Raw genomic sequence first — 26,499 nt, 5'->3', positions numbered from 1 at the left:
CGTACTACTAATCAGTTCATTTTAGAAATCTGAATTGATCTTGATTGTATTCCTATTTTCGATCATAAATATATAGATTTTCTGCCCTACTGTTGTTATAATTAATACCTCGCTAGAATTGAATATTAATGAATGAATTGAGAAGGTTAAGTATTACAGAGATGCATGATGGACTTAGGCGGAGAGATTTTTCTGCTGTTGAGCTTGTAGAGACGCATGTTAATGCAGTCGAAAATGAGCAACTAAATGCATTTGTAACAAAAACCCCAGAAATCGCGATAAAAGCCGCTAAAATAGCAGATGAATACTTCTTGAAACAAAAAGATAATATCTCACCACTTATGGGCATACCAGTTGGTGTTAAAGATTTATTCTGTACAAAAGGGATAAAAACAACAGCATGTTCAAAAATGCTGGAAAATTTTGTTCCAACTTATGAATCTACGGTGTCTGACTTACTTTTAAAAAATGGAGCAGCCATTCTCGGTAAACTTAATATGGATGAGTTTGCTATGGGTTCTGCGAACACAAATAGCTATTTTGGTCCTGTTGAAAATGTATGGATTAGAAAAAGCGATGGAGAAAAGGTTGTTCCCGGTGGATCTTCTGGTGGATCTGCAGCATCAGTTGCTGGGTTTTTATGTGCTGGAGCACTAGGAAGTGATACTGGTGGATCTGTACGTCAACCAGCAGCTTATTGCGGAGTAGTGGGAATAAAGCCAACTTATGGAAGGTGTTCGCGTTTTGGTATGATTGCATTTGCAAGCTCTCTCGATCAAGCAGGAGTAATTACTCGTTCTGTTTCTGATTCAGCATTAATGCTGGAAGCGATTTGTGGCTATGATGAAAAAGACTCAACATCAAGCGAAATGCCAGTACCTAAATTTTCCAATTTTGTAAATGGCGATATCAAGGGTAAGCGCATTGGTATACCAAAAGAATATAGGATGGATGGAATTTCAGAGGAAATAGTCCATAATTGGGAAAAAGTTACTTCCTATTTAAAAGAAAATGGTGCTGAAGTTATTGACATTGCTCTGCCTTATACTAAACATGCAATACCAGTCTACTATTTAATTTGTTCTGCTGAAACTTCATCTAATCTAGCTCGTTATGATGGTGTACGTTATGGATTTAGGGTTGATGCTGACACCCTTGAGGAAATGTATTCGTTAACAAGAGCAGAAGGTTTTGGTAAAGAGGTAAAAAGGAGAATTTTAATTGGTGCTTATGCGCTTTCTTCAGGTCATTACAATGAGTATTACGAAAAAGCGCAGTGCATTAGGGCGCTAATCAGAAATGATTTCATAAAAGCATTTGAAAAAATAGATTATATACTTGTACCATCTGCTCCAACAGAAGCTTTTGGCTTAAATGAAAAGCCAGATCCGCTAATGATGTGCATTAATGATGTGTTTACTGTGCCAGCGAGTCTGGCAGGATTGCCTGCTATTTCTGTTCCTGTTGGGCTCTCCAATGAGGGTTTGCCCCTTGCTTTGCAAGTAATTGGAAATTATTATGATGAAGCTGGAATATTAAATATAGCTAGTGTGATAGAGCAAAATTGCGGCAGAATAATTAACTCTCTTATGTAATATGTTTTCTTATAGTAACTATAAAATAGTGATTATAATTTGAATCTTTAGCTATAGGAAACAAGAATTTGATTTTTGTAGCTAAATAATAGACCATCAAAGGCACACATAAATATCTACAATGAAAGAAAAAACTTTCACAATCATTGATGGTTACAGCTTTCTTTTCAGAGCTTATTACGTTTTGCATCATTTAACTACCACAACCGGTATTCCAATAGGTGCTGTGTACGGCTTTCTTAATATGGTTCTGAAGTATATTTCCCATTCGGACTACTTAACTATAGCACTTGATTCAGGAAAAAAAAACTTTAGGCACGATTTATATACTAAGTACAAAGCAAACAGAGTAACGCCTCCTGAGAATCTAATTCCACAGTTTACCATACTGAGGGAAGCTGTAGAAGCTTTTAACCTCAGCTATGAAGAGATTGAGGGTTATGAAGCAGATGACATAATTGCAACACTAGCTGCAAAATATACCAATCATCAAGACTTTAAGGTGGTAGTAGTTTCCTCAGATAAAGATTTATTTCAACTTTTGAATTACAATATTTTGATATTTGATCCCATTAAAAATATATACATAGATGAAAAACAGGTAATAGAAAAATTTGGTGTAAATTCAAACAAGCTTCTTGATTTATTTTCTCTAACTGGAGATGCATCTGATAACATTCCAGGTGTCCCAGGGATAGGCCCAAAAACTGCAGCTAAATTGCTGGATGAATTTGATTCGCTGAATAATATTATAGAGAACATTGATAATATCGAACAAACAAGAGTTCGTAATATTCTTACTGAACATCAGGAAAAAGCACTCATTTCAAGAAAGCTTTTATCATTATGCGAAAGAGTAGATCTTCAGCATGACGTTGCAAAATACGAAATCCATCCTCCAAATATGGAAAAATTGTTATCCTTTTTAAAGAAGTATGAATTTAATTCATTGATAGGAAAAGTGGAAAAGCTTTTTTCTTATAATGGGTCTAGCACAAAAGAGGAAACAGAGTATAGCAGTGAAAAGTTAGAGAAATTTTTAGAGCACTGCAGATATGAAGGCAAAGTTGCAGTTCATTGCCACTTTGAAAACAACGCGTTAAAAAAAATCTCCTTATCTTGCAATGAAGATAATATTTTCTACATAGATCAAAACTATCTACAAGATGCACTCACTATAATAAATTCAACTTTATTTTCAAATGGGGTGCTTAAAATAATACATGATATTAGAAAGATCAGAGAAACATTCCCTACAATAGAGAAAGTGCTAGACTCAATTGATGACTTGATGATCATGTCATATAGCCTTGACACAGGGAAGCATGATCACAGCATTCCAAACATAGTTGCACATAATTTGAGTGAAAATGTAGAAACTTTCTCGGCAAAAACTTTAATAGCGATCCATGAGAAACTGACACGAAGATTATTTCAGGAAAAACTTTTTACGATTTACGAACGCTTTGACAGGCCTCTCATGAAAGTAATATTTGATATGGAGAAAAATGGAATACTGCTCAATATTCAAAAACTACAGGAATTGTCTGATAAGTTTCAACAGCTAATCACTGTACTTGAGAACGATATATACGACTTGGCAGGGGAAAAATTCAACATTGCATCACCAAAACAATTAAGTGATGTTTTATTTAATAAAATGGGGTTGAGTAAAAAGAAAAAGTCAAAATCTGGATCGTACAGCACCAATTATGAAGTGCTAGAGGCGCTTGAAGAAGAAGGGGTAGAAATTGCAAGTAAAATTTTAAGTTGGCGACACCTAAGTAAATTAAAGGGCACCTACACTGATGCATTAATAAAACAGGTTGATCCTCTTGATGGTAGGATACACACAAACTTTTCGATAACTATAACTGCAACTGGAAGGCTGAGCTCAAGCAATCCTAACTTGCAGAATATTCCTATCAGAAGCGAAGAAGGAAATTTCATCAGACAAGCATTTATTGTGCCAAAAGGATGCAAGATAATCTCTGCTGACTATTCACAAGTAGAACTAAGACTCCTGGCACACGTTGCAAACGTTGCAGCATTTAAAGAAGCTTTTGCAAACAGGCAAGATATTCATGATATCACCGCAAGACAAGTTTTTGGAGTGCAAGAAATAGATGAACAATTAAGACGCAAAGCAAAATCCATTAATTTTGGAATTATATATGGCATTAGTCCATTTGGCCTTGCAAAGCGGCTTGGAATTACCATTGCGGAAGCTGCTGAATATATTAATTACTACTTTTCCTGTTACCCAGAGATAAAGGTCTATATGGAAAAAGCAGTATCTATCGCGAGACAGCATGGTTATATAGAGACTTTGTTTGGTAGAAGATGCTTTATAAAGGACATAAACAATAAAATTCCTTATCTAAGACAATTTGCAGAAAGGGCAGCGATAAATGCACCACTGCAAGGAACTGCCGCTGATATAATAAAACGTGCGATGATTCAGCTTTTTGATCAGCTAAAATCAGGTAAAATAATCCTGCAAGTGCACGATGAATTGCTTGTAGAAGTTGAGGAAGTCAGAGTACAAGAAACAGCGAAACTTATGAAAGACATAATGGAGAATGCAGTAAAAATTACTATACCACTTGAAGTAGAAGTAAAAATTAGTGATAACTGGGCTCTTAATTATGACTTAAACATGGCGGATTCTAAGAACATGTCTTAAAAGGGAATAAAGAAAAGAATATGATTAGGTAAGCAAAAAATAGGAGGGTAAATTGTATCCAAGTAATGTAAGTGACAAGGATTTTTCGCCGTGGAAGAGTGTGTATCTCAGGTGGATGGCAAATTGGAAAAAATACATGATATGCTAGTAAAAGGGGTGAGAAAAATGGTTGGTAAAAACGAAACGCCTTCAGTAGGAATAGTTAATCAGTGAAAACAACTCAAACCAGGGCTGGCAAGAAAATAAAGGGTAGGAAACGTCATGTTGTTGTAGATACAGTAGGGCTAGCAGATGTTCATAGTGCAAGCGTTCAAGATCGTGATGGTATCTTTTGTTCAAGCTAAATGCAAATGTACGTAAGTTTTTTGCTGATCAGGGATATATAGGCAAATTGCAAAATCACTGTTTATTGGGAAATGTTCAAAAAAGCATAAGCGTCAAGTTAAGAGAATACGCCCAATTAGCAACCATTTAAGGTTTATTTGTTATATTTATTTTTTAAGAAATCTTGATCTAAAAAGATAATTTTTTTTAAAGAGTCTATAAATTACTAATTTTATCGTTTTATGTCTAAAATAATTTTTACCGCTTCTCTTCTTTCTTATGCCACTTTTCCTTAACTTGACGCCTATGGTTTATTAACACTCCCATCAAAAGCTGATCTTCATTTATTTTTAGTTGCCAAGTAATTATTGTTGATGTCGAGTTCTGTTAATAATTGATTCAAAGGTAGCTGTGTACCGCAAATCTCAAGTACCATTCCTTGCTGAATAGCCTGCTCAATGTCGAATATTAGTATATCGGTATTTAATGAATCATCATGCAAGATAATAGACCTCTTGCATAACTCATATGGACAACTCCAAATTGTAAATTCCGGAAATAAGATTGAACCTCAGACTGAAGCGTTTCCTTCGATTTCTATATCTATCCACTATAATTTTGAATCTTTTGAGCAATTCTATCACATTTTCAACTACTGCTCTCTTAGCTTTTGATTTTCTTTCTTTTGCTCTTTTGTTAAGAGGTTCTTTTTCGTTTTCCTGTATGGCAATTCAACGTTTTCATGAATTTTTTGCAAACCTCTGTACCCTGTATCTGCTAGCACCTTCATTTCTGGTAAATACGCACTTTTGACTCTTTAAAAATCCAAAAATCACACACCCTGCCGTTTGAAAATGACGTACATATCACTCTCTTGCTCTCTTTTTCTATCACTACTTATGTCTTTTTATATGCTGTACTTTCGCTAATTCCATAGCTTTATGAAAATATGTACGATATTCTCTCAGTGCCATAAATAGTATACCCTCTTCACTCAACTCTACCTCCTTTAACCTTTTTTTCCTTCCCGTAAAATCTCTACCATTTTATTAAATATTACCTTTTTTACTCCTGTTAACCTGCGAAATTTTTCATCATCCAACTCTTCTACTATTTTCACCTTTTCCCTTACTCAAAACCCATCATTGTACACTCTTCTTAGCTTTGTTCTAGTTTCAAAGAGGTTTAATGAGATCTGATGATTGTTCCATCAATTATGGAGATTTCCAAATCTGGATCTTGTTGTGCATACTTAAGTAATTTTACCAAAATTCCCTTTTCGCACCACTTTTTAAACCTCCTATGTATACTCCTGTAATTACCGTAAATTCTTGGTCATTGGCAGCCATTTTGCCACACTGCTTCCATAAATATTCTTAACTTCTCCTCATTTTTACTGTGTATTCCTTTTGTGCTCTTTAAAAATGCAAAAATTTGCTTCCAAATTTCCTTTTTTATGTGATATTTCATGCGGTAACTTCTCTATATTTATGATCATTAGGTTAAATTACCGCTTTTTTATACTTCCTGCCCTCAATTAATTTGACCTGCTAACATTTTGTTCACAGAGCCTAGATGTTTTCTACTATTTTATCGCGAGCGATTATTTTTTCTTCACTCGTATCCATATTTTTAATTTTTAAAGTTTTACTGCTTAGCTCTTCATCACCAAAGATTAATGCAGCTTTTGCATTTGCTTGATTTGCTTTTTTCATGCGGGTTTTAAGCGTTCCGCTATATTCGTGAACTACATATAAACCATTTTTGCGCAATTCATTTACAAGTATTAGAGCATGTTCTTCAGCTTCTCTACCGATTGGAATTAGGTAAATGGGTCTCTCTTCTTTTGCAACATAGTTGATTAACTCCATTATGCGTTCAATACCTCCTGCAAATCCTATCGCTGGAGTGTGTTTTCCACCTACTGAAGATACTAGATTATCGTATCTTCCACCGGCAAAAACTGCCCCTTGTGCACCTAAATCTTCTGTGACAAATTCAAATACTGTGTGACAATAATAGTCTAGACCTCGAACTAATTTGCTATTTACAGTGTAAGGTATGCCAAGAGCTTGCAGTCCATTTAACACCTGGTCAAAGAAATATGAAGATTCTTTTGTATAGTGATCACTGATTTTAGGCGCATCAGAAATTATTAATCTATCTTTCTCATCCTTAGAATCCAGTATTCTGAGTGGATTTTTGATCAACCTATTTTTGCTATCTTCTGATAGATCGTTTTGATACTTTCTAAAGTATGATATCAAAGCTTCTCTGTATTTGGTTATTGTTTCACCATCGCCCAAAGAATTAATTTCTAGTTTTACATTCCTATTAATGCCAAATTCAGTTAGTAAGTGCTGAGCAAGTGATATCAATTCAATATCAACTTTTGGATCTTCTATGCCAAAAACTTCAAAATTTATCTGATGAAATTGCCTTTGTCGTCCCTTTTGTGGTCTTTCGTAACGAAATGCAGGTCCTGTTGAGAATAATTTTATCGGTGTTTGCAGTTTTTTTTCAATGAGCAGTCTGACAATCGCTGCAGTAAATTCAGGACGCAGAGTTATGCTCTTTCCTCCTTTATCATTAAAGGTGTACATCTCTTTATTGATGATATCTGAGCTATCACCTAAAGTCTTTGTGAAAACTTCTGTGTATTCAAATATCGGAGTTTGAGCAGGCAAAAAGCCGTATAAACTTGAGATTCGATTTGCTATTTGCTCTATGTGTTTAAACTTGTACCATTCATCAAACAGGAGATCTTTTGTTCCTCTAACCGTTTGATTAGTCATAGTGTGGTCTCTATACCTGCAACCTCTGGTATGTGGTAGCTCAGCATATTCTGCACTCCTTGCTTGAGGGTAATTGCAGCACTTGGGCATCCAGAGCAAGCTCCTTGTAGCTCAACATAAACTATCCCGTCTTTATAGCCACGAAATTTGATATCGCCACCGTCTTGAGCAACTGCAGGTTTGATATAACTTTCCATCAATTCTTTTATTCTATTTACAATTTCTATATCATTCTCATCGAAAAATTCTTCATCTGGCAAGTTGTTGTCATTCACTCCTTCTTTATCTAGTGCTTTTCCACCTGAAGTAAAGTGATCCATAATTGTAGTTAAAACTTCTACTTTTAATGTATCCCAATTAATTCCACCCAATTTTGTTACTGAAATAAAATCATGACCAAAAAACACTCTTACCACATGTTCTATTTGAAAAAGATTTGCTGCTAACTTGGAGTTTTTTATTTCATCTGCATTTGAAAAATCGGCTGTTTCTCCTTCGCTTAAAATTTCAAACCCAGGAAGAAATTTTAGTGTGTTTGGGTTTGGTGTTTCTTCAATCTGGATAAACATGTTATTTACCACAATAATTATAATTGTTACTATTTAATCATAAAATGATAAAAAAATATACATGTCATTCATCTTTTTCCTTTTTTTGATATTCGCAATAATCACTTTTGTCCTGCCTAGCGTTGTTGTATTTTTTCTCTTTCTGGCGAAGAGAAATAACATAAGTTTTATGATGAACTCTATATTAAGTAAGTTTTTAAACGAATTTAATAGTGGTACAAGTTACAACAAAAATTATACTGGTGATAACATGTCTAAAGACGAAGCATTAAAAATACTGGGGCTAAATCCTGAAGCAAGCCAGAATGAAATCAATAAAGCATACCAAAATTTAATGAAGCTAGTCCATCCAGACAAAGGAGGCTCAGAATATTTTGCACAAAAGTTAAACGCAGCACGTGATAAGTTGCTGAAATAACAATTTCTTACATTGTAAAAACCTCTTTAATTTTCCATATAGATTTTGCTAGCACACATTCAATTTATATGGTATAAGGGCTAAAAATATTAGTCTTTAGGAGGGTTTATGCTCACAAGTACAGAATTTAAGAAATTGGAAGATGATCTACGTTCTGCAGTGAAGGAAGAGAATTTTCAGAAAGTTAAAGAATGTGTTAAAAAAGCAAAAGAGGCTGAAACTGCTACTCTCAATTCCAACGTTATTATTAACTCTAAAGATGTGAATGGTAACTCACCTTTATCGATTGCTGTTAGTAAACAAGATTTAGAAATGATGAATTTTTTAATTGAGAATGGTGCAGATGTTAATATTGAGGATTATTTTCGTATGCCACCTATATACTATGCTGTTACGAAGGGCACTACAGAAATGATAGAGCTTCTAATCGATAAAAAGGCTAGGATTAGTGGCTACTTTTCATACGCTCGTAAAGAACGTACTCTTGTAGGTTGGGCTATAGATGAAAATAGTCCGGAGAAAGTGGAAGTCTTACTTAAGCGTGGTGCTAGCCCAAATGGTAAATTTGATCTTTACGATCACTCACAAGATTCATGTCTACATGCTGCTGTTAAAAAAAATTACTTAAGGATAGTTGAGCTTCTTATCATACATCACGCTGATGTTAATGTTCAAAACGAACAGGGACAAACACCTATATACTTGGCTATTAAATCAAAACGCCAAGAAATAATAAAGCTATTATACGATAATGGTGCTGATATTGACAATGTTAAGGACATAAGAAACGATACACCATTAGATTATGTTAAGTCATTTTATCCTGGTAAAACGATAAAAGAAATTGCTGCAGAGGCAGAAAGTGCCAATTTAAACCCAGAAGATACTACTCTTGCACCAAGTAGTGCAGTAAAACCTTCCTCTTTTATTAATAGTATATTTAGTGGGATAACTACCACCATCAGTTGCTTATTCAGCAGTGCTCCTGCTTTACCTCCTGCACAGCAAGCTGTTGCCCATTCGGCTGAAAGCCCAATTGGTTTTTCGCAAGTTGATTTTAATGGAACAGTTCTGCTAGCTGATGTGGTAATCAGAAAGTTTATCGGGAGGAAATATTCAACACCATTGGATGATTCGCTTTTGACATTGGAGCAAATTAGAGAAAGAAAGGTTAGTGCTATAGAAAGGAATATCAAGATGGCAATTAGTGAGTTTGAAGAACTTGATCAATGTCCTAGGAGTTCACTAAGTAACACAACAATATCTAAAGGTGTATGTCATCAAAAATCCCTCTAAATCAGTTAAAATAAGCACTCAAATTTGAGTGCTTATTTTTCTATCCCTTATTTCCTCTTCTCAAACACATTGCTTCTTATCAAGAGCCAAAAAATTCGAATAAGGAAGCTCGGAATGCTTTGCACAAAAGTTACATGATAGGTTGCTGAAGACCTAATTTTTAACCATTGAAAATTTTTCTCTGTAAATTTTTACTTGTGCACACTAAATTGTGTGATATAAAGCTGGAAACATTGTTCTTCAAGAGGTATTTAATGGAAAGACAAGAAATAATTGAGAGCCTGAGAAAAAAATTACTTGCTGCTATAAGCATGGGTGATTTTCAGAAAGTTAAAGAATATATTGAAGAGGCAGATCATAGACACATAAAAAATGAGATTTTGAATGATGAAAAATATAGTATGAATCCTATGCATTCTGCTACTTACATAGGTAACTTAAAGGTATTGCAGTTTTTGTGTGACAGTGGTGCTGATGTTAATACTACTATTAGCAGTCGATATTTGAGCACTCCCTTACACATTGCTGCTATTGATGGCAAACTAGAAATAGCACAATTTTTACTTGATTGTGGTGCTAACATCAATGCTACAAATTATAAAGGCTTTACACCTTTGCACTTAGCATCTTTCTATTGTCGCCCAGATATAGTAAAACTTCTGCTCTTCAACAATGCTGATACTAGTATTAAAGATATGAATAGCAAAACAGCCTTGGATGTTGTTGGAGGTTATAGAAGAGATAGATGTAATAGCAATAGTAAAATTCAAGAGATAGAATCTGTATTGAGTAGTGCAGCGAATCTTTCACTATTCCCTACCAAAGCAATTAAGATAGAATTGGAAACTAATAATACCACAGACTTGGCAAGTAGCACAGTGAATTCTTCCTTCACTCTTACCAGAGAAAATTTTAAAGAAGCTAGCAGCACTACAAGCAGCGCAGTAAAATCTTCTTCTTCTATTAATAGTATATTTAGTTGGGTGAGAGCTTTAACTACCGCCACACTCAATGGCTTATTCAGCAGTTCTCCTGCTTTACTCCCTGCACAGCAGGCTGTTGCTAGAAAGATTGATTTTAATGGAACAGCCCTACTAGCTGATGTAGTGGTCAGAAAGTTCACAAGAGAAAAATATTCAATGCCATTGGATGACTCATTTTTGACGATAGAACAGATTAAAGAAAGAAAACTTAATTCTCTAGAAAGAAACATCGAGACGGCACTTAGTAAGTGTGAAAAACTTTATCAGTGTCCTGGAAGTTCACTAAGCAACTCAACAACATCTAAAGGTATATATCAAAAGTCCCTTTAAAATAAGCACTCAAACTTGAGTGCTTATTTTCGTGAAATCTATTCTTTAAATTTAAACTTTTTATTGTGCGTTGTAGGTAAGTTGTTACAATAAAATGAGTTAAGGCGAAAAAACTTTAAGTTATGGAAGATGATAGCAAAAAAGAAATAATAGAAGAAAAAGGTATATTAGGTTGGATAGAGTATAGGCTTCCTATATTTTCTTTTCTAAAACACACTGCTTCTTATCAAGTACCAAAAAATTTAAATTATGCTTGGAACTTTGGTTCTTTAGCTGGTATAGCACTAATTTTGCAGATAATAACAGGTATATTTCTTGCTATGCATTATACTCCGCATGTTGATTATGCGTTTAACAGCGTGGAGCGTATAATGCGTGACGTAAATTACGGATGGTTGATACGCTACACTCATGCTGTTGGAGCTTCGCTTTTTTTTATGGTTGTATACGTCCATATAATGCGTGGATTGTATTATGGATCTTATAAGAGGCCACGAGAGATGGTGTGGTTTATTGGCATATTTATATTTTTTGCAATGATGGCAACTGCCTTTATGGGGTATGTTCTTCCCTGGGGGCAAATGAGTTTTTGGGGTGCAACAGTCATAACCAACTTATTTTCAGCCATACCCCTGGTTGGCAATGAAATAGTTACATGGTTATGGGGCGGTTTTTCTGTTGATAACCCAACACTTAATCGTTTTTTTGCACTGCATTATCTTCTGCCTTTCATTATTATTGCTTTAGCTATGTTGCATGTTATTGCTCTACACAGATTTGGTTCTAGTAACCCAAGTGGAATAGAAGTCAGGTCAGATAAGGATACCATTCCATTTTATCCTTATTATATAGCAAAGGATTGCATAACTTTTGGCTTATTTTTTATAATTTTGTTTGCATTTGTTTTTTATGCCCCTAATTATCTTGGGCATCCTGATAATTATATAGAAGCTGATCCTATGGTAACTCCAGTACATATAGTGCCAGAGTGGTATTTCTTACCTTTTTATGCGATGCTGCGTTCAATTCCAAATAAACTTATTGGTGTACTTACCATGTTTGGGTCTATTTTAGTGTGGTTTCTTTTGCCTTGGCTTGATCAATCAAAGGTTAAAAGTGGTGCTTATCGTCCACTGTTTAAGAAATTTTTTTGGGTTTTTGCAGTAAATTTTGCATTTCTTGCTTGGCTTGGCGGTCAGGAAGTCAAAGAGCCTTACATCACTTTAAGTAGGCTTTCAACTCTTTATTACTTTTCATACTTTGTGATAATTTTACCTTTACTTAGTAAGTATGAGAAACCAAAAGAACCATCAAAAACCATAAGTGATTCTGTGCCGGAGATGAAGTAATGTCAACTCAAAGCAAATTCCTTACAAAATTCTCTGTCATCCCAGCTTCACAACTTTATGAACATTGTACACGACACACAGCGTCATTTCGCTATCTTCTGTTGTCATCCCAGTGCTTGACACTGGGATCCAGATATAAAAATACTTATAAATCATGCAATGAACAACAAATTCTGGGAGTGCACGATAACCATAATGTCAGTGATGAAATAAACTGGATTCCAGTGTCAGCTACTTACATGACATCAATTCGAAATTTACTAAAACAGTGGTTACGCATGGGATCTAATGTATTTGCAGTCTTTTGCATGTTATTCCTGTCTAGTTTTATATCTGCAGAAGAATTCACACCATCACCAAATAAGAAGATGGATTGGAGTTTTAATGGGATTACCGGATCTTTCGATAGAGAGTCAGTTCAGCGTGGCTATAAGGTATACAAGGAAGTCTGTGCTGCTTGCCATTCAATGAATAGAATAGCGTTCCGTAACTTGCAAGATGTTGGTTTTTCTGAAGAGGATGTAAAACAAATCGCAGCCTCTTATCAAGTGAAAGATGGGCCAAATGATATGGGTGAAATGTTTGATAGGCCGGGAGTATCTTCGGACTATTTTATTGCACCTTTTGACACGAAAGAAGCAGCTGCAGCAAGCAACAATGGCGCAATTCCACCGGACTTATCATTAATTGTCAAAGCAAGACATGATGGTGCAAATTATGTCTATTCACTACTAATTGGTTATCAAAACGGTGAACATGATGAGAACGGTTTATATTTTAATCCATATTTTTCAACAGGTAGGTTAGCTATGGCACCACCGCTTTCTGAAGGAATGGTAGAATATGATGGTGCAAGGCAAGCTACAGTTGAAAATATGGCATATGATGTGGTAAATTTTTTACAATGGGCAGCGGAGCCAGAGCTGGAACGCCGACATAAACTTGGGTTAAAAATAGTGACATACTTTATAATTTTGACGGTGTTTTTTGTATTAACTAACAACAGGATTTGGAGCAAGCTCTATAAAAAGAAAAAATAGAGTTTTTTTATGTTCATTCTTTTATACCTTATTTACACTAGCAAATGTATTATATAATAATAAATACATTATGAAAATATAAAGGTATGGAATTTCAAATAGTTACACATTTTCAGCCAGCTGGAGATCAACCACAGGCAATAGATAGCTTAGTTGAAGGGCTAAATAACAACAAAAGAGATCAGGTTTTGCTTGGAGTTACCGGCTCTGGAAAAACTTTCACTATGGCAAATGTTATTGCAAGAACAAACAGGCCTGCGTTAATTATGGCGCATAATAAAACTTTAGCGGCGCAGCTTTACGAGGAGATGAGAGGATTTTTTCCCCACAATGCTGTTGGATACTTCATTTCTTATTATGATTATTATCAGCCTGAAGCTTATTCGCCACAAACTGACACTTATATTGAAAAAGACTCTTTAATAAATGAAAGAATTGATATGCTACGTTACTCCGCTGTCTGTTCGCTTTTGGAGCGCAGGGACACAATTGTAGTTGCCAGTGTTTCCTGTATATACGGTCTTGGTTCGCCTGAAAGTTACCTCAATATGACTATATCCCTTAATATTGGAGATAAAGTGCGTGTTAATGATTTCCTGAGTAATTTAGCTGATCTTCAATACAAGCGCTCTGATGTTAGATTTGAGCGAGGATATTTCAGAGTGCGTGGCGACATTATCGATATCTTTCCTACCTATTATGAAAATAAAGCTTGGCGTCTATCATTGTTTGGTGATGAAATAGAAGAAATTTTTGAAATCGATGCCATGACTGGCAATATTATCAGACGCATAGATAAAATCACCATTTTTCCAAACAGCTATCACATTACATCACGTGAAACTCTATTGCAAGCAGTTCAGCTGATCAAAAAAGAACTTCATGAACGCTTGGATTATTACTATTCACAGAACAAAATTGTTGAAGCAAAGCGCCTTGAGCAGCGTACTAATTTTGATATTGAAATGATGATGGCAACGGGAGTGTGTAAAGGTATTGAAAATTATTCTCGTTATCTTTATGAAATGAAAGCAGGGGATCCACCGCCTACGTTGTTTGAGTATTTACCTAAAAATGTAATTTTATTTGTTGATGAAAGCCATGTAACCGTTCCCCAGATAGGTGCAATGTATAGTGGCAATGAAGCACGTAAAAAGAAATTGATTGATTATGGTTTTAGGCTCCCTTCTGCTTCTGATAACCGTCCATTAAAATTTGAAGAGTGGGAGGCAATACGGCCCCAAACTATTTACGTTTCGGCTACTCCTGGAAAATACGAATTAGAAAAGACTAATCATGCATTCATAGAGCAAGTTATCCGCCCAACAGGACTCACAGATCCCATCTGTACCATAAAACCAACAGAGAATCAGGTTGATGACGTAATTCACGAGGCGCAAGTAACAATAAAAAAGGGATTTTGTATTCTAATTACCACATTGACAAAAAAAATGGCTGAAAAGCTAGCTGAGCATATGAGTGAGCTCAGTATGAAAGTAAATTATCTGCATTCAGATATTGGTGCACTGGAAAGAATTGATATTATATGTAAATTAAGATCGAAAGAAATCGATGTTCTAATTGGTGTTAACTTACTGCGGGAAGGTCTTGATATTCCCGAGTGTGGGTTAGTTGCAATTTTGGATGCTGACAAAGAAGGATTTTTACGATCGGAGACTTCACTCATTCAAACGATAGGCCGTGCTGCACGCAACGTTGAAGGCAGAGTAATTTTATACGCAGATAAAATGACTAATTCTATGGATCGCGCACTGAAAGAAACTGAAAGGAGAAGAAAGAAACAGACAGAGTATAATACACTGCATAATATTGTACCAAAAACTATAATAAAGCCTATATCAAATACTTTACAGGAAAAAGTGGTAGTTGAGAATTTTAATAAGGATGATCTAAACAGTTTGAAAAAGCAAATGTTGAAGCATGCTGAAAATTTAGAGTTTGAAGAGGCGGCAAAAATAAAAGGTATTATTGAAAGATTTAATAATAGACCCATTGAATAACTGGAAAAAAGATGAATAATTAATAGCTAAACTGACTTTGATTTACCAACAATTTGAAAAAACATCATCCGAGTGGCAGAAAAAAGGTATCTGTTCAGGTGCATGACTAATAAATATTGAAATCAGTGCTTCCTTTCTTGTCATCTAAGTAACCTCTGTAGTGTCGTTCCTGTAGCCCCTTCGATGTCATCCCAGTGCCCTCTTTCCTGTCATCCGAGTAGCTGACACTGAGATCCAGAAGGCTGACCAGGTAATAAGAACTAGTCACGCGCTGGCTCTCTAAAATTACTTTAGCTATAAATATTAAGAAATTTACTAAATAAAAAAAGACAAAAGAACCCCCGTATAGCGAGTTTTGACCCTATAATAATTTAAATTGGCGTTGTAATAATGTGCTAACGCTTATTTAAAGCGCGTTTTGGCTGAATGTAGAAAAAATAAAAAAGACATGCAGCCGCTATAATTTTATGTAATTTGCCAATAAATATCTGAGTTTTTTTACTGAATTTTGTCATTGAGCCCAAAAACAAGGATAAATACTCTTATTAGTATAATAAGGAAAGTGGGAAAGTTTGTCAAGTGGTTTTTATTGGCTGTTGTGCTGGAATAGGTCTACTTTGATGGCAGTTTAAATTTCACAATAAATTGTTTGTTTAGTTTCCATAGCTTTTATATCATACTATAATTGCAACTGTTTTAACAGTAATCAGAGCCTAAAGGAGGCTTAGTATCAATGGATTACTCGTAAAATAAATTTTATGGGAAGTAGAGCTTGGTTCATTTGGTTGATCAGTAACTTGATTGTTATATTCAGCAATATGCAGATAATCTATACTTTTATAAGTGTAAATCTTGAAAAAGAACTTGGGATCACAATTGCGCAAGTTGCACTGGCTAATTCAGCATATACTTGGACTTTTGCCATCTCACAATTTTTCAGTGGGGCAATGTTTAACGTTTTTTCCAGTAAAAAAATTTATTTTTTCTCATTGTCAATTATGATCTTTGGGTTTTTTGTCCTTATCAACAGTGACAATTTTGCCCATTTAATTTTATCTCAATTGTTGATTGCAATTGGAGCATCGTTTGGTTTTATTGGCGCTGCTCATATAAGTAGCACATACTTTCCCATTACCCAATTTGGATTAATGTTTTCACTAGTGCAGACAATTTCAAGTCTTTCCGCTTTGATGATTCAAATGTTATTCTCTAGCTTTCTTGCTGAAGGTGCAGATTGGAAGAATCTAATTGTATGCGTAATATTATTTGGCGTGTCAATATTTGTACTTATGTTTTTTTATCCAGAAGGATTTTCAAAAAAAAGTTTGGAAAGATACATAATAAAAAGCTCTATAAAAACAGTAATACGTTCTGTACTAATGGTGCTAAAATTAAGAGATATCTGGATAACCTCAATAGTGGGTGCTATTACTTTTGGAACATTTTTAGCGCTTAATATGTTGTGGGCACCAAGGTTACTAATCAACTTAGAGCTCAATACAATGGAGTCAGGTGTGGCAACTGCAATATTGTGGCTTGGTCTTGCAATTGGTGCTCCAATTGCAGATCTAATCTCAAATCTATTTGAAAATAGAAGGCACGTAATCTCCGCTTTTGCTCTACTGCAAGGCATTTCAATTGTTATTTTACTATACAGCCACTTAACAGTTCATATTGTATACTTTTGTATGTTAATGTTTGGTTTTTTTTCAGGAGGACATATGCTTAATTTTACTGTTGGCAGTGAGATTGTGGAGCGGAAATACATTAGCACATCATCATCCATTATCAATGGATTTATGTTTATTGTCAGCGGAATTGTAGTATCAGTTTTAGCGCTTTTTCCAGATTATCAAAAAGCGCTTTTCACAGTATTTGCGATGTTAGCAGTTGCTAGTATTTTAAATTATGCCACAAAAGAAACATACTATAAAAATAAAGTAGCTGAATCTTGAGTCGATTGCTATATTATATTGACATACTGTAATAAATTATGGCAATAAAAGACACAACAGTAACTAAGGCAACAATAGCTGAATGCATAAATCAGGAAATTGGACTATCAAAAGAAGACTCTATTGCGATAATAGATGATATATTGAATGAGATAAAGACAAGCTTGGTAAAAGATGGAATAGTAAAAATATCTTCATTTGGAACATTCTTGGTTAAAAAAAAGAAAGAAAGGCCAGGAAATATACCAAATACATCGAAAAAAGTAGTAATTCAAGCGAGAAAATCAATTTCTTTTAGATCTTCACAAGTGTTAAAGAAATCAATAAATAATCGATGAATAAGGAAAAATTATTTTATACAATTGGGGAAGTAGCTGAAGAACTACATTTGGAACAGCATGTTTTGAGATTTTGGGAAAGTCAATTTCATCAAATCAAACCCATAAAACGTAAGGGAAGAAGACTATATGATCGTAAGTGTATAGAGGCGATAAAAAAAGTAAAATACATGCTATACGATAAAGGATATACAATAAAAGGAGTACAAAAGGAATTTTGTAATGACGTAAAAATCAATCATGATTTAAGGAATTTGTTTCAAGAACTTACTGATTTAAGAGACTATTTGATTGATAAAATAAATGAAGAAAGTAATGAGCAGACGTAAAACACTATAAAGTTTTGTGAAAGTTGATATATCTAGAGATAAGTTTATGTTTCGTATAGTCTTGTTCTTTATATTATCAGCAATACTGATAAGCTGTGGCCTGCAAAAACCTGCTTCTGTACTACTTAAAGGTGAGGAGTTTTATGGGAAAAGAGACCTAGAGTACACAAGGGAATACCATTTGATTAAAGAAAATGTTGATTCTTCGCTGCGAAAAGAAAGTAGAAAAGCCTTCGTAGATAAGGTATATAACAATAATGCACAAAGCATGTGTAAATTTGTAATACCGGTTAAAGGTGCAGCTACCTCTTCTGATAAAATATGTCAGGATGGCATAAAAATTACTGCTCAAAATGGAATAAATGTTATTGCTTCTGCACCTGGCAAAGTAATATACGTAGGTAAAGGACTGAGGTGGTATGGAAATTTAATTATAATGGAACATAAAGATAATTACATGACTATGTACTCCTATTTAAAAAACATACAAGTTGAAATTGATGATAAAGTAAAACAAGGCCAGGTTATTGGGTCTGCAGGTAAATCAAGCACACAAGATAAAGATCCGCAGATGTGTTTCACAATACGGCATAATGGTCAAGCAGTCGATCCTTTGGCACACATAAATTGTGATTAAATTTATGAAATATGATTTTAAAAACATTGAAAAATTCTACCAAAATAAGTGGGATTTTTCTGTAAGCAAAGATAGTAAAAAGAAGAAATGTTACGTGTTGGAAATGTTTCCATATCCATCTGGTAAGATTCACATGGGGCATCTGCGCAACTATGCAATAGGGGATGTAATAGCACGTTACAAGAGAGCTCGTGGATTTGAGGTTTTGCACCCAATTGGCTGGGATGCGTTTGGATTACCAGCTGAAAATGCAGCGAGAGACAATAACATTAACCCTGCGGCGTGGACAAAAGAGAATATAGACAATATGCGTGCGCAGCTAAAGTCTATAGGTCTTTCCTACAACTGGAATCGTGAGCTCTCCACATGTGATCCCGATTATTACAAACACGAACAGAAATTTTTCCTGGATTTTTTAAAGCATGAGCTTGCCTATCGAAAAGAGTCGTGGGTTAATTGGGATCCAGTGGACCAAACAGTGCTTGCAAATGAGCAAGTGGTTGATGGAAAAGGATGGCGATCAGGTGCAGTTGTTGAAAAACGTAAGTTATCTCAATGGTTTTTGAAGATTACTGATTTCGCTGAAGATCTACTTGAGTACTTGCAAAATTTAAAAAACTGGCCAGAAAAAGTCAAAACGATGCAAGAACGCTGGATAGGAAAGTCCGAAGGGGTAACTATAGAATTTGAAATAGTTGGCTTGAATAAGAAGTTAAAGATTTTTACAACTTCTCCTCATACTTTATTTGGAGCTTCTTTCTGTGCAGTGGCAGCAGAGCACCCTATTGTGCAGGATTTAAAAGATGGTTCTTTTGCTGTCATTCCAGACGCTTCTGAAGCTTTGTCATCCCAGTGCTTCGACACTGGGATCCAGGAAATAAAATCGAAAAGAGAGAGTGACGGAAAAATCGGGATTTACACAGGATTAAATGTCAAACATCCATTTCTTAATAAAGAGTTGCCACTTTATGTAGCGAATTTTGTGTTGATGGAGTATGGAGAAGGTGCAATTTTTGGTTGCCCTGCACATGATCAGCGTGATTTTGAATTTGCGCAGAAATATGATTTGCCGATTATTCCCGTTGTTTCTTTGGCCCACTTAGGTGTCATTCCAGCGCGTGACCAGGATTCTTATAATCGATCCCAGTGTCAAGCTACTTGGATGACAGAGGATTTAAATGAAGCCTATACTGGCGATGGAGTGATGTTCAACTCCGAATTTTTAAACGGACTAACGGTTAATGAGGCAAAGGAAGTAATCATTAAAAAGCTTGAGGAAAAAGGAATAGGTAAGAAAACAATAAACTATCGTTTGCACGATTGGGGAATTTCAAGGCAACGTTATTGGGGATGTCCTATACCTATTATATATTGTAAAGATTGCGGAACTGTGCCAGTTCCAGAAAAAGACCTTCCTGTAGTTCTACCAACGGATGTAGAATTTACAAGTGGTGGTAATCCTCTGGATAAGCACCCAACTTGGAAATTTGTTGATTGTCCAAAGTGCGGAAAGCAAGCAGAGCGTGAAACTGATACATTCGACACTTTTTTCGAGTCTTCTTGGTATTTTGCTGCATTTTGTAGTGAAAATAAGTCTATCAATAAAGATGCGTGTAATCGTTTTATGCCTGTTGATTATTATATAGGTGGGATAGAACATGCAATTCTGCATTTGCTTTATTCAAGATTTTTCTGCCGTGCTTTGACCAAATGTGGCTATTTTGATATTAAAGAGCCTTTTTCTACTTTAATCACTCAAGGAATGGTCTGCCATGTAACTTATAAAGATGAGAATGGCAAATGGCTCTTTCCTGAAGAAGCAAAAGATTTGATGGCACGAGGTGCTAAGGTTCAAGTTGGGAAAGTTGAAAAGATGAGCAAATCGAAAAAGAACACAATTGACCCAAACTTTATCATAGAAAAGTACGGTGCTGATACTGCTCGCTTGTTTGTATTATCTGACACTCCTCCAGAAAAAGATATGGAATGGTCAGATGATGGCGTAGAAGGCTGTTCTCGCTATATAAATAAATTGTGGCGTATGGTAATGCAGCTAAGGCCTATACAACTGCCTGTCATTCCGGCACGTGATGCTGCAGTGTCACGCACTGGGATGACACCAAATTACACAGATAAACTTCTAGAATATAGAAAAAAAATTCATAAACTCTTACACGGACTTACAGATGACTTGGAAAACTGCAGATTAAACTGTGTGGTAGCAAAATTCCGTGAAATGACGAATTTAATAGCCGAAATAGATGTAAAAACTGGAAAATCTCTTATTGATGAAGGTATATGTATACTAATCAGAGTAATCGAACCGTTCATACCACATCTAGCTGAAAGCCTATGGCAAGAAATAGGAGGTCAACCTTGGCCAAAAGCTGATGAATCACTACTAATTGATAATATGGTGACTGTGGCAGTGCAGATCAATGGAAAGTTGCGTGCGACTATCAAAGTAGCAACTGATTTACCTCAAGAAGAATTGAAGAAAATAGCAACAGGTTCTGTATCTAATAGAATCGATCAAAGCAAAATTCGCACTATATATGCTATACCAAATAAGGTAGTAAACATAGTTATATAAAAATTTGAGTAGCACGTCCCTAATTTTATAGTTATACTTTTTTTGATATGCAGTTATATCTTTTTTAATATAAAGGATATATACTTACGCATTATATATTTTTTTGTATGGGTAGTTATATGAAAATAAAGAGATTGTGTGTTTTGGCTGTATTGCTCACTTCATCTCTAGCAGGTGCAGATGATAATGCAGCGGCTAATTTAGAGAGTCAGTACTATGCAGGTTTAAACTTTGGTGCTGGTTGGGGTGATGGCTTTAAAATGAAACCTGGCGTTGTTCTTGGTTACCATTATGATCAAAACTCCGAATTTGAACTTGAGGTTCTCAGTAATGTTAAGTCATTAAAGAGCATAGGAGCTAGCTTATTGGTAAACTACCGCTTCTATCCTGGTCTTAATATTGATCCCGTTAAGCTATACGTTAGTGGAGGTTTAGGTGGATATGTCCAGATAATTGAAGCTAAATCAGGATCAAACGCAGCTCAAGCATTACAAAATGTAGTAGGCAAGGACACGTCATTAGGCGGGGCAGTAGAAAAGGCAGACGCGTTAGCAAGCAGGTTAGTAGAAAAGGTGGGGGTAGTAAAAAATGTAGCGGAAAGGGTAGACGAGGCAGTAGGCGAGATAATAGGTACAGCCCCAGAACCATCTTTAGTAGATAAAATACTGGGTGCTATTTCGTACAAACTAAAGGTTGGTGTTGATTATGAAGTTACTCCGCAGATAATTGGTACAGTTGGTATGACCATGGGTGGGCAACTAAGTAGTTTTAAACCACCATTACAAATACCGGACGCGATGCTAGAGGTAGGAATACGTTATAATTTTTAATGCTCTAAATTGCATATTTCTGTAGTGGATAAGGTGATCCTGCAAAGTGGTTTGCTGTTTGGACAAAATTAGATGTTATTATCTAGAGACGGGGTATCTATTCTTCTCATGCCCTCAACTAATGAAATTAGAAGCATCAACTCCCTGCTGCAAGCAAGCAGCGACTACAGTGTTCATCATTAGAAATGCAATTGTCATCGGGCCAACGCCTCCTGGTACTGGAGTAATTGCTTTGACTTTTTCTTTTATTCCTTCGAAGTCAACATCACCTACGAGCTTACCTTGATTTCCTACATTAACACTATTTATGCCAACATCGATCACTATTGCACCTTTCTTTATCCAATCTGCTTGAACAAAATTTGGCTTTCCGACTGCTGCAACTACTATATCCGCTTTAGAGCAATATTCAGCTAAATCCTTGCTTTGTGAGTGTAAGATGGTAACGGTGCAATTTTCTTGTAACAATAGGTGAAACATTGGTTTACCCACAATATTTGACCTACCAATCACCACTGCGTTTTTACCGGAAAGGTTCTCTTCAATTGATTTAATTAAATGCAAAGAACCTTTAGGAGTGCAAGGTATAAGGCAGTTTTTTTCACCTTTAACTAATCTACCAACGTTTTCATTGTGGAAGCCATCTACATCTTTTTCAATACTTACTGCGTTAATTACTCTGCTTGCACTAATATGATTTGGTAAAGGCAACTGTACTAAAATGCCATGCACAGATCGATCTTCATTTAACTCATTGATTTTTTCAATCAATTCATCTTCTGAAATATTATTAGGCAAAACAATGGTCTCAGAACTTATGCCTATTGATTCTGCTTTTTTCTGTTTGTTGCGGACATAAACCTGACTTGCTGGATTGCTGCCCACGAGAATTACTTTCAGGCAAGGAAAAATATTATGCTCTCTCTTTAAAGTATCAATTTTTTGTGATAGCTTCTCACAGAGACCATTAGCTATTTTTTTACCGTCAATAATAATTGTCATTTCCTTGCCACTCCTTGAAATTAGGTAATGCGATATTAAATAAATTCAATACTTTACCAACAGAATGATTTACAATATCACTCAAAGATTTTGGTTTAATATAAAAAGCAGGCATTGGCGGAGCAATAATTGCTCCCATCTCCGTTAGTTTTAACATATTTCGTAGATGCCCAAGATGTAGTGGCGATTCTCGCACCATAAGAACTAACTTTCTTCTTTCTTTTAGCGTTACATCTGCAGCTCTTGTCAATAGATTGGAAGTAACACCTGATGCAATTTCAGACATTGTCTTCATAGAACATGGAGCAATAACCATCCCTGAGGTTTTAAATGAGCCGCTTGCTATTTTTTCTCCTATTTTTTCTTCAGAATAGTAAAAATCTGCAAGCAATGTAATATCTTCAAGTTTTTCTTTCATCTCATGAGCTAGAGTTATTTTTCCAGCACTGCTGATCACTAAATGAGTTTCATGGTTGGTATTTTTTAGTGCTTCTAGAATCCGTACACCATAAATAGAACCAGATGCTCCACTTATTCCAACTACAATTCTACTATTCACTTAGTTCTTCTTCGCAACTCATTCCTAATGCACGTTTATAGGTATCAAGTAATATTTCCTGTTCCTCTCTGTCACCATCATCCATCTTTCTTAGCCTAATAATTTGTTTCATCACTTTTGCATCCCAGCCTTCATCTGCGGCTTTTGCATATATATCACGAATGTGATCTTGCACATCCCTCTTTTCTTGTTCAAGTTTTTCGATTCTCTCTATGTAACTCTTCAACTCTTCAGCCGTTATTTTTACTGTATCTTCCATAGAACCCAACTAATTAATTGCTACTATAGTATTATCAGTTTTTACTTGTACTTCAATAACAGTAATAACATTTTTATCTTTTTTTAAAATCTTAAAGCAAAAACCGTACATGAAAAATTCTTCGTTTTCGTCAGGAATGCGTTCTATCTCGTTTACAATCATACCCGCTAGAGTCGTAGCTTCATCATCAGGGAGATTCCAGTGTAACTGTCTGTTAATGTCTCTAATAGTAGATTTCCCTTCTATGTGATACACATTATCAGATATTTTTTTTATAAAATTCTCCGTGATCAAATCATGTTCATCCGAAATTTCTCCAACTATTTCTTCCAGTATATCCTCAAGAGTTACGATTCCCTGCAGTGCTCCATACTCATCAATAACAAATGCAAGGTGTTTCCTGTTTTTACGGAAGTTGTGAAGTTGTACACTAAGCGGCATACTTTCTGGTATAAACCAAGGCTTTGACATAACCTGGGCAATCTCTATTTTATTATCCTTTTCACGCAAGGCGTTTATTAGATTTTTCACGTGAACCACTCCAACAATATTATCTGGTTCTCTTTGCCATAAAGGTACTCTACTATGACTGCTGATTAAAATCTCTCTTATTAAATCTTCTTTGTTTCGATCTATATCAAGAGAAAATAAGTTTCTCCTGTGGATCATAATTTGTGATATTTCTGTTTCAGCCAAATCAAGTATACTACTTAGCATATCTAAATCCTGTTGCAGCATAGTTCCTTCACTGCGGTGAAGAGTAATCATATTACGCATTGCGTCTGCTGCGGATATTATCTCCCTATTCTTATGAAGCCCACATAACTTCAGAATGAGATTGACAATAAACTGAATGCCTAATGTCAATGGAGAAAGAATCTTGACAAAAAACAGCATAAAATAAGCAGAAAGTAATGTAAATTTTTCAGGATTTTGTATGGCGTAAGTTTTTGGTAAAACTTCACAAAATAGCAAAATACAAAACGTCATCATGACTGTTGAAAGAAATATGCCCTCACGCCCAAAAGAATTTATAAATATTGCTGTAAATAAAGCAGAGCAAGTAATGTTAATAATTGTATTGCATACTAATATTGTTCCTATTGTTAATTCTTTTTTACCTAACAAAAGGTCTATTATCTTAGCTTTTTTGTGACCTTCTAGCTTTAGTTTATTGACTCGGGAGCGGCTAATTGAGGTTAACCCTATTTCTGCTCCCGAGAACAAAAACGATAAAATCAACAAGAAGAAAATTGCTGACAATACTGAAACCAATAACCAATCCATTAAAGTATGATGTTATTGCAATATAGAAACAGAGTTGATTTTATATGTTGTAAGGAGCATTTGCAAGTTTATATATCTTTAATATTAAAAAACAAATCATGAAATATATCACACACTGCATTCACATGCACACTCTCAACAATAAGTGGAGGAGTTATTCTTATTACTCTATTATTTAAAATTTTAGTCACTATTAAGCCATTGTCAAGGGATTGGCTAACAATTTTATCAGCCAAAGGTACTCTAAGCTCTATCCCTATCAATAAACCCTCTCCACGAACTTCTGAGATTATCTTCGGAAATTCTTCAGCTAAAGGCAACAATTTTTCTTTTAGATATTTACTAACCTTCTTAACATGGTCAAAAAAGCCTTCTTCTAGCATTACATCGAGTACTGCATTACCAACAGTCATAGCAAGTGGATTGCCACCATAGGTTGATCCATGAGTTCCTGGAGTAATTGCTTCTGCTATGTAATCTTTTACTAAACACGCAGCTAGGGGAAATCCATTACCCATAGCCTTCGCACAAGTGAGCATGTCAGGTTCAGCTCCTATATTTTGATAGTAAAATAGAGAGCCAATCCGTCCATATCCGCATTGCACTTCATCAAAGCATAAAATTATTCCTTGAGCTTTTGTTATCTCTCTTACTCTTTTTAGATACCCTACGTCCAATGGATGTACCCCTCCTTCACTTTGTATAGGCTCTAAAAATATAGCAGCTGTTTCATTGCTGATTTTTTCCTCTAGCGCTTTAATGTCATTTCTTGGTACCTTGTCAAAACCAGAAAGGAGTGGAGCAAAACCTTCGCGTGATTTTTCATTTCCTCCAGCAGAAATTGCAGCAATACTGCGGCCATGAAAACCTCCTTCAATTGTAATGATGCGATTACGCTTTTCCTGATTTTTTGAGTAGAAATAACGGCGAATAAATTTAATTGCAGCTTCTGTTGCTTCAAGTCCACTTGAGCAGAAAAAAACTTTATCAGCAAAGGTAAGTTCTGTTAAACGCTGAGCGAGCCTCTCCTGCTCAGGGATAGTGAAAATATTAGAGCAGTGCCACAATGAACCCAATTGCTCTTTCAGTTTATCTGTAATGTATGGATGACAATGGCCTAGAGAGGTTGTAGAAATTCCCGCAGCAAAGTCTAAATATTTTTTACCATCCTTATCGAAGAGATATACTCCTTCTCCTCTAACTATAGAAGCTTCAGATCTATTATAGGCATTAACAATATGATCCATTTTAAATATTATCTATACTATGCATGAAATTGATATAAAGCTTTTCCTTCATAACTA

General features: G+C 35.3%; 21 protein-coding genes and 2 pseudogenes. 15 read left to right on the top strand and 8 right to left on the bottom strand.

All coding sequences use genetic code 11. The features are described 5' to 3' along the window. Nucleotides 1-128 precede the first annotated feature (128 nt). The 3 genes and pseudogenes from gatA to ABLO99_RS07680 all read left to right on the top strand — a co-directional run. Nucleotides 129-1,595, top strand: a complete 1,467-nt coding sequence (gene gatA / locus ABLO99_RS07690) for an Asp-tRNA(Asn)/Glu-tRNA(Gln) amidotransferase subunit GatA (RefSeq protein WP_349967511.1) — start codon at nt 129-131, stop codon at nt 1,593-1,595. 121 nt (nt 1,596-1,716) lie between these two features. Then, complete coding sequence (polA, locus tag ABLO99_RS07685) at nt 1,717-4,281, top strand: DNA polymerase I (RefSeq protein ID WP_349967510.1); 2,565 nt, start codon at nt 1,717-1,719, stop codon at nt 4,279-4,281. A 230-nt stretch (nt 4,282-4,511) separates the two neighbouring features. Then, nucleotides 4,512-4,607, top strand: a pseudogene (locus tag ABLO99_RS07680) (IS5/IS1182 family transposase); the annotation flags it as partial. Nucleotides 4,608-5,129: 522 nt separating this feature from the next. On the opposite strand, the pseudogene ABLO99_RS07675 reads toward ABLO99_RS07680, so the two are convergent. The 3 genes and pseudogenes from ABLO99_RS07675 to ABLO99_RS07665 form a co-directional block, all read right to left on the bottom strand. Next, nucleotides 5,130-5,725, bottom strand: a pseudogene (locus ABLO99_RS07675) (transposase family protein). 451 nt (nt 5,726-6,176) lie between these two features. After that, complete coding sequence (hisS, locus tag ABLO99_RS07670) at nt 6,177-7,400, bottom strand: histidine--tRNA ligase (RefSeq protein WP_047759777.1); 1,224 nt, start codon at nt 7,398-7,400, stop codon at nt 6,177-6,179. Continuing rightward, nucleotides 7,397-7,969 (bottom strand): NifU family protein, encoded by a 573-nt coding sequence (locus ABLO99_RS07665; RefSeq protein WP_349968518.1) that lies wholly within the window; start codon nt 7,967-7,969, stop codon nt 7,397-7,399. Before ABLO99_RS07665 ends, hisS begins: the two co-directional genes overlap by 4 nt. Nucleotides 7,970-8,138: 169 nt before the next feature. On the opposite strand from ABLO99_RS07665, the gene ABLO99_RS07660 reads away from it, so the two are divergent. The 12 genes from ABLO99_RS07660 to ABLO99_RS07605 all read left to right on the top strand — a co-directional run bounded on the left by ABLO99_RS07660 (nt 8,139) and on the right by ABLO99_RS07605 (nt 22,088). Then, complete coding sequence (locus tag ABLO99_RS07660) at nt 8,139-8,387, top strand: J domain-containing protein (RefSeq protein ID WP_237349939.1); 249 nt, start codon at nt 8,139-8,141, stop codon at nt 8,385-8,387. Between the two features lie 108 nt (nt 8,388-8,495). After that, nucleotides 8,496-9,683: an ankyrin repeat domain-containing protein gene (locus tag ABLO99_RS07655; protein ID WP_349967507.1), complete on the top strand. Its 1,188-nt coding sequence runs from the start codon at nt 8,496-8,498 to the stop codon at nt 9,681-9,683. A gap of 254 nt (nt 9,684-9,937) precedes the next feature. Then, a complete protein-coding gene (locus ABLO99_RS07650; RefSeq protein WP_349967506.1) occupies nt 9,938-10,996 on the top strand; it encodes an ankyrin repeat domain-containing protein in 1,059 nt (352 codons plus the stop codon). A gap of 122 nt (nt 10,997-11,118) precedes the next feature. Beyond that, nucleotides 11,119-12,345, top strand: coding sequence for a cytochrome b/b6 (locus ABLO99_RS07645; protein WP_349967504.1), 1,227 nt, complete (start codon nt 11,119-11,121; stop codon nt 12,343-12,345). Between the two features lie 278 nt (nt 12,346-12,623). Beyond that, nucleotides 12,624-13,385, top strand: coding sequence for a cytochrome c1 (locus ABLO99_RS07640; RefSeq protein ID WP_047759771.1), 762 nt, complete (start codon nt 12,624-12,626; stop codon nt 13,383-13,385). A gap of 86 nt (nt 13,386-13,471) precedes the next feature. After that, a complete protein-coding gene (uvrB, locus tag ABLO99_RS07635) occupies nt 13,472-15,406 on the top strand; it encodes an excinuclease ABC subunit UvrB (protein ID WP_349967503.1) in 1,935 nt (644 codons plus the stop codon). Nucleotides 15,407-16,164: 758 nt separating this feature from the next. Continuing rightward, entirely contained in the window at nt 16,165-17,361 is a 1,197-nt protein-coding gene (locus tag ABLO99_RS07630) for an MFS transporter (protein ID WP_349967502.1), read from the top strand. 38 nt (nt 17,362-17,399) lie between these two features. Further along, entirely contained in the window at nt 17,400-17,699 is a 300-nt protein-coding gene (locus ABLO99_RS07625; RefSeq protein ID WP_349967500.1) for an integration host factor subunit alpha, read from the top strand. Beyond that, the gene (locus ABLO99_RS07620; protein WP_047759767.1) at nt 17,696-18,028 is read left to right on the top strand and encodes a MerR family transcriptional regulator; all 333 of its coding nucleotides are present in this window, start codon (nt 17,696-17,698) and stop codon (nt 18,026-18,028) included. Before ABLO99_RS07625 ends, ABLO99_RS07620 begins: the two co-directional genes overlap by 4 nt. Nucleotides 18,029-18,074: 46 nt before the next feature. Continuing rightward, complete coding sequence (locus ABLO99_RS07615) at nt 18,075-18,665, top strand: M23 family metallopeptidase (protein ID WP_349967499.1); 591 nt, start codon at nt 18,075-18,077, stop codon at nt 18,663-18,665. A gap of 4 nt (nt 18,666-18,669) precedes the next feature. Then, nucleotides 18,670-21,258: a leucine--tRNA ligase gene (gene leuS / locus ABLO99_RS07610; protein WP_349967497.1), complete on the top strand. Its 2,589-nt coding sequence runs from the start codon at nt 18,670-18,672 to the stop codon at nt 21,256-21,258. A 119-nt stretch (nt 21,259-21,377) separates the two neighbouring features. Continuing rightward, complete coding sequence (locus ABLO99_RS07605; RefSeq protein WP_349967495.1) at nt 21,378-22,088, top strand: hypothetical protein; 711 nt, start codon at nt 21,378-21,380, stop codon at nt 22,086-22,088. Between the two features lie 114 nt (nt 22,089-22,202). Here the strand turns inward: ABLO99_RS07605 and folD are convergent, their stop codons facing one another. The 5 genes from folD to ABLO99_RS07580 form a co-directional block, all read right to left on the bottom strand. Continuing rightward, entirely contained in the window at nt 22,203-23,090 is an 888-nt protein-coding gene (folD, locus tag ABLO99_RS07600; RefSeq protein ID WP_349967492.1) for a bifunctional methylenetetrahydrofolate dehydrogenase/methenyltetrahydrofolate cyclohydrolase FolD, read from the bottom strand. Beyond that, nucleotides 23,074-23,649 carry a UbiX family flavin prenyltransferase gene (locus tag ABLO99_RS07595; protein ID WP_349967490.1) on the bottom strand — a complete coding sequence of 192 codons (576 nt, stop codon included), beginning with the start codon at nt 23,647-23,649 and terminating at the stop codon, nt 23,074-23,076. The genes folD and ABLO99_RS07595 overlap by 17 nt, the downstream gene beginning before the upstream one ends. Next, nucleotides 23,642-23,908 carry a DUF2312 domain-containing protein gene (locus ABLO99_RS07590; RefSeq protein ID WP_114516760.1) on the bottom strand — a complete coding sequence of 89 codons (267 nt, stop codon included), beginning with the start codon at nt 23,906-23,908 and terminating at the stop codon, nt 23,642-23,644. The genes ABLO99_RS07595 and ABLO99_RS07590 overlap by 8 nt, the downstream gene beginning before the upstream one ends. Before the next feature lie 9 nt (nt 23,909-23,917). Then, nucleotides 23,918-25,195 (bottom strand): HlyC/CorC family transporter, encoded by a 1,278-nt coding sequence (locus tag ABLO99_RS07585; RefSeq protein WP_349967487.1) that lies wholly within the window; start codon nt 25,193-25,195, stop codon nt 23,918-23,920. Nucleotides 25,196-25,263: 68 nt separating this feature from the next. Further along, nucleotides 25,264-26,442 (bottom strand): aspartate aminotransferase family protein, encoded by a 1,179-nt coding sequence (locus tag ABLO99_RS07580; protein ID WP_047759763.1) that lies wholly within the window; start codon nt 26,440-26,442, stop codon nt 25,264-25,266. Between the last annotated feature and the right edge of the window lie 57 nt (nt 26,443-26,499).

The sequence above is a fragment of the Wolbachia endosymbiont of Armadillidium arcangelii genome (assembly GCF_040207875.1).
In the GTDB taxonomy this organism is placed as follows: domain Bacteria; phylum Pseudomonadota; class Alphaproteobacteria; order Rickettsiales; family Anaplasmataceae; genus Wolbachia.
The sequence above is the reverse complement of the archived record's forward strand: the minus strand, read 5'-3'. Positions and strand labels throughout refer to the sequence as shown.